Origin of the sequence: Nostoc foliaceum FACHB-393, assembly GCF_014698505.1 — a bacterium.
GTDB classification, from domain to species: Bacteria; Cyanobacteriota; Cyanobacteriia; order Cyanobacteriales; family Nostocaceae; genus Nostoc; species Nostoc foliaceum_A.
The window spans coordinates 163,727-180,477 of record NZ_JACJTD010000007.1 but is presented as its reverse complement, the minus strand read 5'-3'; the positions used below and the strand labels follow the sequence as shown (position 1 = coordinate 180,477).

Sequence of the window (16,751 nt, the reverse complement as noted above, 5' to 3'; positions counted from 1 at the left end):
CAATGACTAATTAAGAATCCTTGCTTCTGACTTCGGAATTATGGCTTCTGGGTTGGCTTTTACTACTTGAGCGCGCGATCGCGGCTTACCTGTGGCGATCGCATAATTAATTGCCAATAGCCACAGCCACAAGCCTGGATTCCGGGGTTCGAGCCAAAAACCTACCCGGTTCAAGAAACGCCCGAACCACGGACTCAGCAAAGCACTAATCAGAGCATGACGACCGAAGTTGAAATAACTACCAAGCCATCGCCCTAAATCTCTAGGCCCAGCAAGTTCCCAAATCCACAAAAGCAAGGCAGGATTTTTTCTAGCTGCTTTGAGTGCTAGGCGGTTAAAGGTAAACCAATCACACCTATCTTTGATGAAATTATCTGCTACTTCTTGGGGTTCGTCTGCTAACAGCCCAAAGAAGGTGTTGAGCATGGAGTTAATCCGTTGGGGTGGTAAAAATTTCCCTGTGGGTACCATCATGCCTTTGGAAAATAGCCAAGTTACGGAAACGTTGCTTTGGTAGGCGCGAATTTGGTTCAAGTGTCGGAAACTTAACAAGTCATGTTTGAGAGCAGTATCCAACAGCGTTGTTAAACGCTCTAAGTTGCGGACTAAAGAACCAAAACCGGTGAAGACGAGGGGAGACTGGAGTGATGCGGCATCACCGATCGCAATCAATCGATCAAAAGCAACTGTGCGATCGCGACTTCCCATACTAAAATGCCCCGGTATGTACCCAAATGTCGGCTTTTTCCACACCAATTTGTCCATATCGCACCTGCGATACTCTGGCAAAATTGTGAAAAAGTCCTCGTACATCTCTAGCAAGGAACCGGGATTTTCAGCATTGACTTCGTGGTAGTGAAATAAATAAATTGTCAGTTCATCATCTGCTCCAGGAAACAATTCCCAAATCAACTGCCTTCCCCGCGAAATATCCCCATGACTGTAAAGAACGTCCCCATACTGGGAGTCCCATACCTCCGGCTCAAATCCGCTCTCAATTGCCGCTCCTACTGTCGGACATACACTATCAAAAGCACGACCACCATTTAATTGCCAAGCGATGGGGGATGCAGTTCCCATTGCATCTATTAGCAGCCGTCCACTTACTTGCTTCTCAACCTGACTGGGTAAGTGCTTGACTTTCAACAAAACTTGTGATATATCAATATCTGCACGGATAAACTCTGTTTCATCCCAGATTTCGCCGCCTGCTGCTTGCAGCTTTTGCCCACACATTTGGAGCCATTTTTCGGAATCTAAACCTAAATTTAGGACTGTGGGTGTGTGAAGGACGGGCGATCGCAGTTTGGATGGATTATTAGCATCGAAAAACTTATTGAATCCGTCTTTGTATTCCCTGGCAATGATGGTTTCTAACTCAGCGGGGGTAACTAAACCCAGGTTAACCAAGCTTTGAATCTCATCGCGGGAAATATTCCACTCCCGGTTCATCCGCCCAAAGGGCATTCGTTCTACCAGCAAGACTTTATATCCGAGTTTTGCCATCACTGCTGCATGGATCACACCTAGTGCGCCACCAATGTAGATGATGTCGTAAGTCGGAGTCTTATCTTCCCCTGCTTCCCTACCTCTTCCCTTATCCCCTTGAGTGGAAAACACAACCTGCCGGGGCTGCTGCGGATTCCGTACTCCTTCGCGCCATCGTTGTTCCCACCAGTAGGCACGCGTTAGGTCATATTCACCGTTGGGCATTTTCTGAAAATACTTGACGGTCAGGGGGTAAGCAGATTCTAGCGCTGCAAAAATCGATTGCTGGGATAAATCAATCGCTGGCGGTTCTGGGTAATGATGCCCAAAACGGTTTCTGATTTCTTTGGTTAGGCGTTGCAGAATTTGTCTCTCACTGGGAAAGGGTTGTTCTGCCCAACGAAACACTTTCAGATAGGTAGTTCGTTGCACCGACCAGACAAATACAGAAAGTTCCGCAGGCAAGTTTTCGGAAAGAGCCACCCCAGCCGATGTAGTAGCACTGGGCATTTTGAGGCGAAAGCCTTCCGAAGTAAGCACTTTTTCTCCATTTCCAGGTTCAAAATCTGTTTGTAGCCAGCTACGCACAGTTGCTATATCTGGAATTGGAACTTCTAAATAAAGGATTTCTCTCATCGTTTCCTGACATCTCCGATCAATCTACTCACTAAGACAGATTTTATGAAGGCACAAAGTAAGGTAAACTCCGCCCTATTACTTTCGTAAAGATTCAGTGAAGAAATTTTAAGAATTTGTCAAATTTATTGTTCATTTTGTATTTCTGTAAACCCACGCCATGAATTATCCCATTCCAGACAGCCCCCAGGAAATTGTTGCCCTGCGACAACAGCCGATTGATGAAGAATTAGTTGCCAGTGCGATCGCTGGAGTTATTAAAATTGTCCGCGCTCAGGGTCAATCTTTGGAAGAACTAACCGCTCAGTTGTTAGCAGATGATCTACTGCTGGATCAGCAACAACGCCGCTGGTTAAGCCAATTAGTTGCCCAATCTTGGGAAAAGTTCTCCTAAAACCTTGCATAAGATGAAGTTTTTGTCGCAGCATTATATTTCTAGGTCTGCACCTAAAGGTTGGCGATGCCTGCGGCGGGCTGCGCCTACGCATTTTAGGTATAGGAGTAACATGTCTGGAATTGACAATTGGGTTGCTATTTTTGCATTTACGGCAGAGAAGCCACTAACTTAACCATATCAGCACTGGGCACTAGAAACTCAATCAGATGCGTCAAAACCAGCCTAAGGATGAATTACTCAAAACGGTCAGCCTTCTGGATGAGTTGCCAGATCAGCTAGTTTTTTTGAGTAAATCGGAGGGTTGGAATTTCAATGTTTCATATCGATTCATCTGCTAGCGATCGTCGGCGCTAAACACATTGCTAATCTTACTGATGAAGGGTGATGTGGATTCTTCAGTTTCTTAGTGGTTCAGATAAGCCTTTTTCTCTTCCCCTGCAACCCTTACCGGCCTCAACGGATAATTTCCTTAACCCAAGCGTATTGGGTTAAAGGGCGGTTAAACGCCAAAAGTTAGATTCAAGTTCCTAACGCATTATCAGATTTTTTCTTTTCTCTAGTTGTTTAGGTAAGATTCTTTTTCACGAATCATTGAAAAGTATTTAAGTAAAACTTATAGAAAATTTTTAATTAATTTATATAGCTTATTTATTGTCTTAACTGTCTTAACTGTCTTAACTGTCTTAACTGTCCTTGCATTCTTATTAAAAGTCTGAGACGTTAAGAAGAGTTAAGTGTGGTGTTATGCATTCCAAGCAATTTGGAGAGCTTAAACAATAACAACCACAACTACTAGGAAACTAAAACCTCAGGACTTACGCACTGTACAAATGCATCGTGATATGCATTGCCTAAAATAGGAAGTTTTCAGGCTTTTCTTAATTGTCCTGCGATCGTAAATAGACGATGCTGTAGGGGCACAGCAATGCTGTGCCCTTACGAAAGATATCGTTTTCAACTCATATTTGGTATTTATTGTCAATGCGTAAGTTTTAAACCCTACTTACAAGTCACAGCAAGCACCTGAAAAGCTTGAGCAAGTCTTTGTTAGTTTCGCTTGTCAAAGATAGGTATAAAAAACAACTAGTAAATTTCAAAAAAATCAAAGAGGTAACTGATGAGCAATATCCAAACAACACAGCCTGCTTCAGAATTCATGAAAAAGAACTTAGGTATTTCTGAAGCTCCTGTTGAAGCATACCTGAACTACGGATATGCACTACTCGCTATTGCTGGAGCTGATGGAGAGGTTTCAGAAGCCGAATTTAATTGGTTACTAAATCATCAGCGTCTTGTTGGCGCACCTGAAGAAGTAATAAAGAAATACAAAACATTTGAATACAAAAATGCTGACTTAGAAAATTTGCTGAATAAAATTTCAGTTGATGTTCCTAGTTGGTCGAAATCAAGATCATTGCTGTATCATGCAATTCAAATGGCTCGTGCCGATGATGATTACTCAGCTGAAGAGCAAAAAGCTGTAAAAAAAGCAGCTAAACTGCTGAAGGTTGAAGATGATATTGCACTTGCTCTGAATAGATTGATAGAAACAGAAGAAGCAATAACTGCATTACGTAAAGCGCTACTACAAACCGATGTTTTAGCTTAATTGAGCAGAACCCCTACATCCCCATCGGTTTGATTCAGTGTAAGTGTAGGGTGTGAGGTTGGGGTGTTGACTCTGTACCATACATGCAAACCAGAAAGCCCAGATAGAATCTGACTTTTCTAATTTTGCATTTTGAATTGGTATCACAGATCGTTTTCTTTCCCTACACTCCACACCCTATTCTTGACACCCTAATTTTTTGTAAAATGTTCCACCAACACGTAATATCAATAGTGATCGCCAACAAATGCTCGATCACTACAAACAACACACCCAACATTGTCGTAGCTGTCGAGAAGCACTTTTGATTGTGCAACGCTTGCAAGCACTGCTTTTAATCTACTTTGTTATTACTATTTGCGCTGTTGCTTTCCTTCCCGATGGATTGCAACTGACTCTGGGTTTACCCTTAATTGCGATCGCACTACTAGGTCTAGGAGCTTACGCTTGGCTGAGATTCTGGCTTCGTCCAAGATTTTACTTTGTGGACTACATCCATGCACACAGATAGAAGCAACTTTAAGGCACTTTTGCAGTAGTTAGGCACAAGCCTTGAAAAAAGATACCAGCCGTCACAACCAAGATCCACGCTACACAACGAATAAACTCGAAACACGGCTGGTATCTTTTTTTTGCGGTCTCCCCTTACCTGCTCAATTTCAATAAATGAGCCAACAGATACTCACAAGATGAATAATATACTAATTATCCTGGGCGAAGTCCTATTTTTAATAATCATTTTTTTGCTGTTTAACTGGCTAATTGGCATAATCTTCAAGCAAGTCACTAAAGTTTCTTGGCTTCAAGGAAGAACTGCAAATATCACTTTTCTGCGCCGGAGTATCAGCAGACTTTTAATTTTCATTTCTGTGATTATGTGTCTGGCGTTGGTTGGTGTGAATGGGATGGTGATTTATCGAGGTGGAAACCTTCAGGAATTTCAACTTAATCTTATTCGCAGTCTTCCTACTCAATTTTGGAGCAATATTTTTACGGCAAGCTTGAAAAGTGTGAGTTTGCTATTGCTAGTTAATTTTAGCATCCCACCGTTAAAGCAGGGTACAGATTGGGTCTGCGATTATGCAAAGAGAGCCGATAAAATAAAAGCTAACGATGAGAGTATCGAGGCTTTTTTTAAAGTCTTAAAAAGAATTATTATTCATACTATCTGGATATCTTCTTTTATCATCTGTGCTAGATTTCTCTACATCCCAGAAGTCGTTCCCAAATATATTTACATTGCCTTAAAAATATACATCATAATTACAATTGGTTTACTGATTATTAAAGCTGTTGCTACCATCGTTGATACTCTCGATGCACTGAGTCTTAAATACTCCAGTTCTGACAATCTACTGCGTTTATACGAGCGTTTACGCCATTTAATTCCCCTCTTCAAAAAATGTTTGGAATACATCCTTTATATTGGCATAGTAAATCTTGTTGTTCCAGAAATAGAACCTATCGCTTGGATAAGTGCTTATACCCCTATAATTGTGCAGATTATTGGGGTTTATTTTATTAGCAATGTTTTAATTGAAGTCGTTTACTTTATTCTTGATGAGTTCTACTTAAAAACTACAGATATAAATGATTCACAGCAACAGAAACGGCTGACGCTAATTCCCTTAATACGGAGTTTTGCCAAATATTTTGTTTACTTTACTGCTGGAGTTACTATACTCAAGCTGATTGGCATTGATCCTGCGCCTATTTTAGCAGGTGCAGGAATTGTGGGTATAGCAGTTGGTCTTGGGGCGCAAAACCTGATTAATGATGTCGTTTGTGGATTTTTGATTTTGTTTGAAAACTATTATTTGGTTGGTGATTATGTTGAAGTTGGGAAAGTAGAAGAGAGAAATATTGAGGGGGTTGTAGAGGCGATTGAATTGCGAACTACTCACGTCCGCCATCCTGATGGTCAATTGCAGATTGTTAGGAATGGGGATATTGGATCAATTATCAATTTCTCCAAGCAGTATATATATGCAAGGGTGGAAGTTAGCGTTTCCTATGACTCCAATTTAGATCATGTGTATAGGGTGGTTGAAAAAGTAGGACAGCAGTTAAAGGCGGATGAACAGAATGTTATAGAACCCACGCGGGTAGCTGGAATAGAAAACTTTGGCGAGAATAACCTATTGCTGCTGACGCTGACAAAAGTCAAGCCTGGAAAACACCTTCATATTCAGCGTGTTCTCCGCAAGATATTGAAGGATACTTTTAGTCAAGAAGAAATTGAAATTTGCGGTTTTTCCAAGAATTGATACTAGTAAGGTTGCACAAGAATGGGAGGCGATCGCCTCCCATTCTCATTGATAAGTGTAAAATTCCTTTACACCATGTAGTGGTTAACTAGAAGCTTTCACGGCTGCCTCCGCTTGAGAGTGCAACAACAAACCGTATTCCAAGCCCTCTACCACCGCTTGATAAGAAGCTTCCAAAATATTCGTAGAAACCCCTACCGTCGTCCAGCGTTGACGACCATTACCTGATTCTACCAACACACGAGTTTTTGCCGCAGTGCCCGTATGTCCGTTGAGAATCCGCACTTTATAATCTGTCAAATCAAAAGTTGCTATTTGGGGATAAAAATTCACCAAAGCCTTACGTAAAGCCGCATCCAAAGCTGCCACGGGGCCGTTACCTTCCGCCGCCTCCAAAATATTTTTCCCGTCAACAGCGAGTTTAACTGTAGCTAAGGCATTGCTAGTTTCTTTCCCCTCAATCAAGTCACAGTGGACTTGAAAACCTTTGACTTCAAAAAACTTCTGGCGACCTCCCAAAGCTTCGTGCATCAACAGTACAAAACTTGCCTCTGCTGCTTCAAATTGAAATCCTTCACTCTCCAAATCTTTGAGGCGCTGGAGAATTTCCCTGGCCTCTGCCTTTTGCTGATCGAGTTCAATCCCAAAACTGCGGGCTTTGGCTAAAACATTGCTGAGTCCAGACTGTTCAGAAATCACGATGCGGCGACGATTTCCGACTTGTTCCGGTTGAATGTGTTCGTAAGTTAGGGGATTACGTTCTACGGCTGATACATGAATACCGCCCTTATGGGCAAAAGCCGAACGTCCCACAAAAGGAGCATGTTCATCTGGCGCGAGGTTGACCACCTCACTAACAAAACGACTAGCTTCTGTAAGTTGTGTGAGCTGGTCTTCTGTGATACAACTGTAACCCGCCTTCAGTTGTAAATTGGGAATTAACGAACAGAGGTTAGCATTACCGCAACGTTCACCGTAACCATTAATTGTGCCCTGTACCATCTTTGCCCCTGCCATAACGGCGGCTATTGCGTTAGCAACGGCCATTTCCGAATCGTTATGAGTATGAATTCCAATTTGAGGAATTGTCCTTTGCCCTTTATCCTTGGTCATTGGTTCTTGACTAATGACTAATGACAAATGACTACTGACATCTTGAACAATTTGGCTAATTTCGTGGGGTAAAGTGCCACCATTGGTATCGCAAAGAACTAGCCATTCAGCACCAGATGCGATCGCAGCATCTAATGTCTGTAAAGCATAATCTGGATTGTGCTTGTAACCATCAAACCAATGTTCGGCATCGTAGATAATCCGACGCCCTTGAGAACGGAGGTACTCAATTGTGTCGCCAATCATCGCCAAATTTTCTTCTAATGTCGTCTTGAGGCCTGTTGTGACATGTAAATCCCAAGACTTACCAAAAATCGTTACCCAGCGAGTTCCCGCAGCCAAAATATCCTGTAGCATCGGTTCGGTGGCGGCATTGGTGTTGGGGCGTCGAGTCGAACAAAAAGCCACAATTTCAGCTTGTTTTAGCGGATCTTCTTGGAGTTGCCAGAAAAATTGTACATCTTTAGGATTGGCACCAGGCCAACCGCCTTCAATGAAGGGAATTCCCAGTTGATCGAGTCTACGGGCAATGCGTAACTTATCTTCTATCGATACTGATAGCCCCTCGCGCTGAGTGCCATCCCGTAATGTAGTGTCATAGAGCCAAAGTTGAGGTGAGGAATTTGTGGTCATAAAACTGGGACCGACGAGACAACTTTCGAGGCAATGTGTCAATATACAACAAAACGCCAGTTTGGCAATTTAAAAATGCCTAAAATACTAGCTCAAGGTAAAACAATTGAGTGCGAGCAGGGAAGCAATCTCCGAAAAATTTTGTTGCAAAATGGTATTGACCTCTACAATGACGGTGCTAAGGTAATAAACTGTCGGGGCATTGGCAGTTGTGGAACCTGCGCGGTTAAGGTAGAAGGTGAAGTATCAGCAGCGAATTGGCGTGATCGAGCACGGCGTTCGCTTCCTCCCCATTCTCCTACAACAGACTTGCGTTTAGCCTGTCAAACTCTGGTTTTAGGCGATGTGAAAGTGACAAAGTTTGATGGATTTTGGGGACAAGGTTCTCGAATAGTGTGGACACCAAAAGGTTAAAAAGGAGTAAGACAAGATGGGTAGATGGACACCCTTAATTTTAATGGCTGGAGGTTTGGCCATTCTGCTTGGTACATTATTGGGCATCAACTTTCCTATGGGCGTACAAAGCGCCAACAATCCCAGTGACAAGAAATCACAAGTCCTCCCAGCTAATATCAATGTTAATAGCAGTGCTGGCAGCAAGAATGAAGAAACTGCAACAGAAGGAACTGAAACAACTGAAACAAACGAAAACAGACGCGGTATTGTAGCCCCAAGACCTGACAACAGGAGCAGCGTTGCCCAGAATCCTGACAGTACAATAGACAGTAATACAGATACTTCAGAGACAGACACCCCATCCACCGATGTTAATCAAGGCAACGAACCAATTCGCGCCTTGTGGTAACGATAGATCCGTCTTTAGTTACGAGTTATAAGTTATAAGGTATGAGTTATTAGTTATGAGTTATTAGTTATGTACTAATGATAAATGGCTAATGATAAATGACTAATGACTAATGACTAATGACTAGTGAGACTGTAATTATTGGTGGCGGCGTTATTGGTTTAGCGATCGCCATTGAACTAAAACTGCGCGGGACACGTGTCACCGTGCTTTGTCGTGACTTTCAGGCTGCTGCTACCCACGCCGCCGCCGGGATGTTAGCACCAGATGCAGAAAACATCCCGAATGAGGCAATGCGCTCCTTATGCTGGCGATCGCGTGCTTTATATGCCGACTGGACGCGCAAATTAGAAGAACTGACCGGCTTAAATACTGGCTACCGTCCCTGCGGTATCCTTGCACCCGTCTTTGAAGAGGCAGAAGGGCAGGAGGGTAGGGGAGCAGGGGGAGAGAAATTAATTTTTTCATCCCCCTCATCCCCGGCTTACTGGTTAAACAGAGAGGCAATTCATCAATATCAGCCAGGATTGGGAGCAGAGGTAATTGGTGGCTGGTGGTATCCTGAAGACGCACAAGTTGATAATAAAGCTCTAGCTCACGTATTGTGGACGGCGGCTGAGTCTGTTGGTGTTGAACTCAAAGACGGTATTACAGTAGAAGCATTTTTACAGCAGCAAGGAAAAGTGGTTGGCGTGCAAACCAACGCTGGAATGATTAGCGCCGCGCACTATGTTTTAGCTTCAGGTGCTTGGTCAAATGAATTGTTACCACTACCCGTGCGCCCCAGAAAAGGACAAATGCTGAGTGTGCGGATACCAGAATTTGCGCCGGAATTGCCCTTGAAGCGGGTTTTGTTTGGGCAGGATATTTACATCGTACCAAGGCGCGATCGCCTCGTTATTGGGGCAACGAGCGAAGACGTTGGCTTCATCCCTGACAATACCCCAGAAGGCATTCAAAAGTTACTACAAGCTGCCATCCGGCTGTATCCCCAACTAAAGCATTATCCCATCCAAGAGTTTTGGTGGGGATTTCGTCCAGCTACCCCTGATGAATTGCCCATTCTTGGCACTAGCTACTGTCAAAATTTAACCCTTGCTACCGGTCATTACCGCAACGGGATTCTACTTGCACCCGTAACAGCTGCATTAATTGCCGATTTAATCTTGGAACAAAAGTCTGACCCTCTACTTGCTGATTTTCACTATTCGCGCTTCCAGTCCAAGCCATCTACCTCCACGCCAATGCTGACTCACTCTGCCAATTTCTCCAACGGGCATCGCTCTGCCATATCGCCACAGCACTCCCCAGTAGAGACGCGATTAATCGCGTCTCTCCCCATTGAAGATTCACCCCTCATTATTGCTGGAAAAACCTTCAAATCCCGATTGATGACAGGAACTGGTAAGTATCGCAGCATTGAGGAAATGCAGCAAAGCATCGCCGCCAGCGATTGCCAAATTGTCACCGTGGCAGTACGACGGGTACAAACCAAGGCTCCAGGACATGAAGGTTTAGCTGAAGCCTTGGATTGGACGAAAATCTGGATGTTACCCAATACCGCAGGTTGCCAAACTGCTGAAGAGGCGATTCGGGTGGCGCGTTTGGGGCGAGAAATGGCGAAATTGTTAGGGCAGGAAGATAATAATTTTGTAAAGTTAGAAGTAATACCTGATCTTAAGTATTTACTTCCAGATCCAATTGGGACGCTGCAAGCCGCAGAACAATTAGTTAAAGAAGGTTTTGCAGTATTGCCCTATATTAACGCTGACCCCATGTTAGCCAAGCGTTTAGAAGAAGTAGGCTGTGCCACGGTGATGCCTTTAGCATCGCCGATTGGTTCTGGACAAGGGCTAAAAACAACCGCCAACATCCAAATCATCATCGAAAATGCAGGTGTGCCAGTGGTGGTAGATGCTGGTATTGGTTCACCTTCAGAAGCTGCCCAGGCAATGGAATTGGGAGCCGATGCCTTGTTGATTAATAGTGCGATCGCACTTTCTCCAAACCCAGGAGCAATGGCTCGTGCTATGAATTTAGCAACAGTTGCCGGTCGTCTAGCATACCTTGCTGGCAGAATGCCTATCAAAGACTACGCCAGTCCTAGTTCACCTCTAACTGGGACGATTACTAGTTAGGGAATGGGGGCTAGGGAGTTTTAAGTATTTTATACCCAATACCCAGTCCCCAATACTCAATATTTCATCCCTAATGTAACGATTTGTCTAGCAGTTTCAGAGCGGATCTAGCATTTATGTAACATTAAATGAAGAATAAAGATAAAGGAATTGATTCATGCCCTATACAAACGAAGAAGGCGGTCTTCTGAATAATTTTGCCCGCGAACCAAAGATTTATCAAGCAGAACCTCCCACGGAAGGGCAAAAGCGAACTTATCTCTTCCTAGGAATCGCCGCTACAGTTTTGGTTGGCGGTTTGATTTTAGTCGCCTTCTTTGTTTCTCACAGCAGTTGATCATAAAAGACTTTAATAAAATTTCATCTTCTTTATAGTTTTTCAGGTTCCGATTTTAAGAGGGACCTGCTTTTTTATTTTTTGTTAAAATTGAGTTAACAATGAGAAGTATAATTATATACTATTTTATTCTACTATACCTGAAAAGCTCGATTTATACTGAGCATCACAACTTAGCTTAAAAATCATTTCCATTATGAGATTAGTCCACTTGGATGCGCCCAGAAAGCTGATATGTACTGTTTTTTGGCTCTTTAGCCGCCATGAGCGTGAATGATACTGCACACAACGATAATTCTAGTTGGAATCGGCAAGTATACCATCGCCTGAAACTTGCCCTAAGTCTTGGTTTACGACGACAACTTTTTTTAGCAGTATGTGATGATTTACACTTAAGAAATCAAGTAGCCGCCCGTTTACACTCTACATTGGCTTATCCTATTGGACAAGTGCTATATCAGCCATCAAATGCCCCGGAGAATAGCACTCCAGCTTATCCGCGATTAGTTACGTTGCGTTTAAATTTAAACGATCCTAATCCCATAGTTCAGATAAATCAATGGTTGGCCAATTATCCACCGCCAATTGTTGGGGCATCAAAAGATACCCCTGGAAGACCTTTTCCAGTACCAGCATTTCAGATTGTCGGCGTGGAGCATCTCACCAAGCAACCAGTCGCTACACAACGGTTATTTTTGCACTATCTCCGCTTAAGCGAACAATATTTTTCTACACAAGAATCCAGCCGATTCCTAGAATCTAACTTGCTGTTGTGGATACCGCGTCCTTGGTTATCTGCTATCAAGCAATCCGCGCCACAGTTTTGGCGTTGTCGGACTGGCGTATTTGTTTTTGCTGGAGAACCCACGCCAGCAACTCAGAATTCGGGTTATCCAGAACGTTTTTCTAGTTCTAGAAGCTTGGATTTAGGGAATCTTGAGCAGTCGATTTTAGATGAATCAGCTCACCAAGCAGAACTCAGAACCGCAGCAACCGAGTTAAATTTTCAGAATAATTCCGATTTTCCGTCAGAAACACAAGGGAATGGCGTACATAAAACCCAAGAAGTTTCGCCGTCAACAGCGGATTTATTGAAGGCTGCGCCACAACAGCAGGAATCTACTACTAGATATGCGAGTAGGAGTAATAATCAATCGCTGTCGTCTTTATCTCATATTAGTAATGAGTTAACGGAGCTAGTAATAGCAACAATCAATACAAACATTGCTGAAGATACAGAGAATTTCTTACAACCCCAGCAGATTTTGTTGGATATTGAAGAATTACACGAAAAGCAAGTTTCAGGGGAGATACTGGCAGAAGCTTATCATCGCTTGGGTACCTTATACCGACTTCGCATTGAGCAAGGAGAGTCAACTCTAGAAAATCTGATGGTGGCAATTATTGCCTATCAGGAGGCAATTAGCTATGACGAAACCTCACCGCAACTCCCAGATATCTTGAATGATTTGGGTACACTCTACTGGATGCTATACCGCACACCACCCAATTCTGAGGAAGGACAAACTTATATAGAGCAGGCAATAGAATTTTATCAGTTGGCGTTAAAGATGATCTTGCCCCAGAAACATCCAGAAACTTACGCTCGTGTACAAAATAACTTGGGGACGGCTTATGGTGATTTGGCTCGTTTTTCTCACCCATCTGAAAATTGGCAGCAAGCAATCTTAGCTTACAGTCAAGCACTCAGCTACCGTACAGCCGATATGGACTCATTAAAGTATGCGGCTTGCCAGAACAATTTAGGTACTGCTTACTGGCATCTAGGGCAATATAATCAACCAATTGTGCATTTAAAGAAAGCGATCGCAGCTTACAACGAAGCACTTGTCCACTACAACCCCAAACAGGAACCGCTCAAATATGGCATGATTCAAAACAACATCGGCACTGCCTATTGGAATCTGGCACAATACGAACAACCTGCCCAAAATCTCCAGTTAGCTATAGATGTCTACAGCGAAGCTCTTAAGTATCGCACTCCAGCTAATGTTCCCAGTGCCTGTGCCGCTACACAAAATAATCTGGGTACTGCCTACTGGCATCTCGCAAACCTATCTCAGACAACTAAAGAAGCACGGCAAAAGTATCTGCAACTATGCATCAGTGCTTATGAAGAAGCTATAGCTTTGGCTCACTCACTTAGCGGTACTGCTTTAAGTTTTGATTTGCTTGCCTCTTATAATAACCTGGGACTAGCACATTACCAGCTAGTAATAGATAAGTCGTTTAATGGTGACAAAGCAACACGTTCTCAACACCTAGAAGTAGCATTAGATAACCATTTGCAAGCCTTAAACGGATTGAGCAAACAACCAGAGGCTTATCAAACAACTTTCACTTATGTGGTAAAAACTATTCGTGCTTTTCATGATGAATTAGGGATACAAGGACAAAATTTGGCTTTATCTAAAGTTCCTAGTCAATTATTGCCAGAGATTTTGTCAAAGTTATAAAGCATATGCCGAAAACTATTAGAATTATCCGAAATATTAACTTATGAAAAGAAAAATAGCTAATGATACATTTCATTATTGGATAGCCGTGCTGAGGTCTTCTGAGCAAAGGCGGAGCGTTTCTAGCTTTGCTTCTGACTGACAAAGAAAGCGAAAATCTTTCCCAAGTCCTAGCAAATAAATCTAGAATGGAAGTAAGAGTTCGCAGTCAGCCCATTCGCCTCTATTCAGTGGTGTAGATATGTGGACGTAAACAATGAAACAACTCAGGAAACAATTAGACCTATTTTGCGTCATGTTGAGAGTATCTCACTTCCTATTTGGTAACGCACATTAGCAGGATACAAATTCTGAGGAGCGATATCTTCGATAGGCGTAGCTGCAACACAAACTCCACGTTATATAAGCACCTTAATATTTGGAATGCGCCTATAAACAGGTTTTATAAATTTCAGAAACAAACTCAGTGAATCCACGTCATTAGATACATAACATACACAAAGGTTTACCCACTTATGACTCGCCTACATCAATGGAAATCTGGAACTGCTGCACTCATGGCAATAGCCGTTACCGCAAGCGTCACTGCCCCACTGTTAACTTTAGCTCCTGCTAATGCACAATACAGAATTGGGCAAGACAGAACTGGGCAATATGGAAACGTTACCATTCCTTCTGGGGTTGCTTTTCCTGTTACCTATGATAAAGAGACAATTACTATTGCTCCTGGGGAAAGTCAATCTTTAACGCTGAGAATAGCGAATGACATTATCGACAGGAATAGAAATGTCTTGATTCCCGCCGGTACTAAAGTAAATGGACGACTAGAATCTGTTGACCTAGATAGTTATTCAAGAGATACAGATGATAATAAAGGAAAAGGTGTGCGGTTTGTAGCTCAAGAATTAGAATTTTCTAATGGTCGGCGTCAATCCATTAATGCAACTTCTCGGACATACACCACAACTCAAAAAGTTTCACAGGGGCCCAGCACAGGTCAGGTTTTAACTGATGCAGCTATCGGTGCGGGTGCTGGTCTTTTAGGTTCACTAGTTACTGGTAACCGCAGAATTGATGATTTAAAACCTGTTATTGGTGGGGCTGCGGGTGCAGGAGCAAGTGTGCTGTTGCGGAAAAAAGAAGCAAATGTTTTTGTTCTCAGGCCTGCACAGGATTTGAGGCTTACACTGAATTCTAACTTGAATTTAGTACCACCATCCCGCTACTAGATTTAACTGAATTCAAGTCGTGACTTTAATCACTTCTGATAGGCGATCGCCACTTTAACTATAGTGAGCGATCGCCTTCATTTTTTAACCCTAAAAATCTATTTTTCAGCAACTATCCTATCTTTGTATCGTCTTACTCAGTACTCATATTTTTTCAATACTTATTTAATAGCATTAATCGGGAAGAGACTGATTATACTATTTACCTATTGCTAGCTCTGTTGACAAGTAATTTCTAATTTTGTTTATCTCATTTGACTGTATGACTAAAGTAATGGTTTTTACAAAAAACATGAATTAATGGGAACCTCATACTTCAGAAGAGGTCTAATTAATTAACAGTAAAAAAAATAATTGTACTGGAGTAAAAATAATGTTTAACTTAAATCGTTTGCAATCTGGAACAGCTGCACTCATGGCTTTAAGCGTCACAGTAGGTACTGTAGCGCCTTTCATTACAGCTTCACCATCTTTTGCTCAAACTACTTTTTCTGATGTTTCATCTAACTATTGGGCAGCACAATTTATTCAACAATTGTCAGAGCGAGGTGTAATTGCCGGATTTCCTGATGGTACTTTCCGCCCTGAAGAAGCGGTGACACGCGCTCAATTTGCCGCTATGGTAAACAAAGCTTTCCAAAAAGCACAGCAAAGGCAGGCAATCAATTTTACTGATGTGCCAAGCAACTATTGGGCATCCAGCGCTATTCAACAAGCCTATACCATTGGTTTCTTATCTGGTTATCCTGGTAATCGCTTTGAGCCTAACCAGGCTATTCCTCGCCAGCAGGTTTTAGTTTCTCTCGCTAACGGTCTGGAATATAGTCCTAGCGGTAATACCGAAAGCACTCTGCAATACTTCAACGATGCCTCTAACATCGCTAGCTATGCCCGTAGCCCGATCGCAGCAGCAACTGAGAAGCAAATTGTGGTGAACTATCCTAATGTGAAGTTCCTGAATCCAACTGCAACCGCCACTCGCGCCCAGGTAGCAGCTTTTATCTACCAAGCATTGGTTAGTTCTAATCAAGCCTCAGCAATTAACTCGCCCTATGTCGTGGCTGTTGGGTCTACTACCCCAATACCTGTAGCTGTGACAATTCCCCAAGGGACTGCTATCCCTGTGAAGTATGACAAGGCAGAAAAAATTCTGGTTACAAAGGATGAAACAGCGCCCTTGACATTGACAGTATCCCAAAACGTGGTTACGCAAGAAGGATCTGTAGTGATTCCTGCTGGTAGTCAAGTTATTGGTCAACTCAAACCTGCTACAGGCGGTTCTCAATTCGTTGCCGAGAAACTAGTTTTGACGAGTGGTCAAGAGTATCAGCTTAACGCTAGCTCTGAAGTGATTACCAAAACTGAAACCGTCAACAAAGGTACTAGTACTGGTTCAATTATCAAGAATACTGTATTGGGCGCAGGTGCAGCCGCTGCGGTATCTGCTGTCACAGGCGATCGCGCCATTGCCACAGAAGAGGTCTTGGGTGGCGCTGGTATCGGTGCGTTAATTGGTCTGTTCTTCGGCAGAAATAGTGTTGATTTAGTAGCAATTGACCCAGATACCGATTTGCAAATGACAATCAATCAAAACTTGTTGGTTTCAGTAAGATAGTCATTGG

Annotated in this window: 12 protein-coding genes and 1 pseudogene; 11 read left to right on the top strand and 2 right to left on the bottom strand. The window is 42.8% G+C overall.

Annotation, left to right across the window (positions count from 1 at the left end; all coding sequences use genetic code 11):
* Positions 1–6: 6 nt before the first annotated feature.
* Positions 7–2,124 carry an NAD(P)/FAD-dependent oxidoreductase gene (locus tag H6G92_RS09105; RefSeq protein ID WP_190892966.1) on the bottom strand — a complete coding sequence of 706 codons (2,118 nt, stop codon included), beginning with the start codon at positions 2,122–2,124 and terminating at the stop codon, positions 7–9.
* A 160-nt stretch (positions 2,125–2,284) separates the two neighbouring features.
* Here H6G92_RS09105 and H6G92_RS09100 point away from each other — a divergent pair, with 160 nt between their 5' ends.
* From H6G92_RS09100 to H6G92_RS09085, 4 genes and pseudogenes are all read left to right on the top strand, one after another.
* Positions 2,285–2,518, top strand: a complete 234-nt coding sequence (locus H6G92_RS09100) for a hypothetical protein (protein ID WP_190892964.1) — start codon at positions 2,285–2,287, stop codon at positions 2,516–2,518.
* A 1,120-nt stretch (positions 2,519–3,638) separates the two neighbouring features.
* Positions 3,639–4,130, top strand: a complete 492-nt coding sequence (locus tag H6G92_RS09095) for a TerB family tellurite resistance protein (protein ID WP_190892962.1) — start codon at positions 3,639–3,641, stop codon at positions 4,128–4,130.
* A gap of 226 nt (positions 4,131–4,356) precedes the next feature.
* Positions 4,357–4,641: pseudogene (locus tag H6G92_RS09090) on the top strand (Rieske 2Fe-2S domain-containing protein); the annotation flags it as partial.
* Between the two features lie 178 nt (positions 4,642–4,819).
* Positions 4,820–6,397 carry a mechanosensitive ion channel family protein gene (locus H6G92_RS09085; RefSeq protein ID WP_190892957.1) on the top strand — a complete coding sequence of 526 codons (1,578 nt, stop codon included), beginning with the start codon at positions 4,820–4,822 and terminating at the stop codon, positions 6,395–6,397.
* An 84-nt stretch (positions 6,398–6,481) separates the two neighbouring features.
* Here the strand turns inward: H6G92_RS09085 and cimA are convergent, their stop codons facing one another.
* Positions 6,482–8,143 carry a citramalate synthase gene (cimA, locus tag H6G92_RS09080; protein ID WP_190892955.1) on the bottom strand — a complete coding sequence of 554 codons (1,662 nt, stop codon included), beginning with the start codon at positions 8,141–8,143 and terminating at the stop codon, positions 6,482–6,484.
* A gap of 75 nt (positions 8,144–8,218) precedes the next feature.
* Here cimA and H6G92_RS09075 point away from each other — a divergent pair, with 75 nt between their 5' ends.
* The 7 genes from H6G92_RS09075 (at position 8,219) to H6G92_RS09045 (ending at position 16,744) form a co-directional block, all read left to right on the top strand.
* On the top strand, positions 8,219–8,557 hold the full coding sequence (locus H6G92_RS09075; protein ID WP_190892953.1) for a 2Fe-2S iron-sulfur cluster-binding protein: 339 nt from the start codon (positions 8,219–8,221) through the stop codon (positions 8,555–8,557).
* A gap of 16 nt (positions 8,558–8,573) precedes the next feature.
* Entirely contained in the window at positions 8,574–8,948 is a 375-nt protein-coding gene (locus tag H6G92_RS09070) for a hypothetical protein (RefSeq protein WP_190892950.1), read from the top strand.
* 119 nt (positions 8,949–9,067) lie between these two features.
* Positions 9,068–11,086 (top strand): glycine oxidase ThiO, encoded by a 2,019-nt coding sequence (thiO, locus tag H6G92_RS09065; protein ID WP_190892948.1) that lies wholly within the window; start codon positions 9,068–9,070, stop codon positions 11,084–11,086.
* Positions 11,087–11,243: 157 nt separating this feature from the next.
* Positions 11,244–11,423, top strand: coding sequence for a photosystem II assembly protein Psb34 (psb34, locus tag H6G92_RS09060; RefSeq protein ID WP_190892946.1), 180 nt, complete (start codon positions 11,244–11,246; stop codon positions 11,421–11,423).
* A 263-nt stretch (positions 11,424–11,686) separates the two neighbouring features.
* The gene (locus tag H6G92_RS09055; RefSeq protein WP_190892943.1) at positions 11,687–13,900 is read left to right on the top strand and encodes a tetratricopeptide repeat protein; all 2,214 of its coding nucleotides are present in this window, start codon (positions 11,687–11,689) and stop codon (positions 13,898–13,900) included.
* A gap of 515 nt (positions 13,901–14,415) precedes the next feature.
* Positions 14,416–15,129 carry a conjugal transfer protein TrbI gene (locus H6G92_RS09050; RefSeq protein WP_190892941.1) on the top strand — a complete coding sequence of 238 codons (714 nt, stop codon included), beginning with the start codon at positions 14,416–14,418 and terminating at the stop codon, positions 15,127–15,129.
* 373 nt (positions 15,130–15,502) lie between these two features.
* On the top strand, positions 15,503–16,744 hold the full coding sequence (locus H6G92_RS09045) for an S-layer homology domain-containing protein (RefSeq protein ID WP_190892939.1): 1,242 nt from the start codon (positions 15,503–15,505) through the stop codon (positions 16,742–16,744).
* Positions 16,745–16,751: the final 7 nt, after the last annotated feature.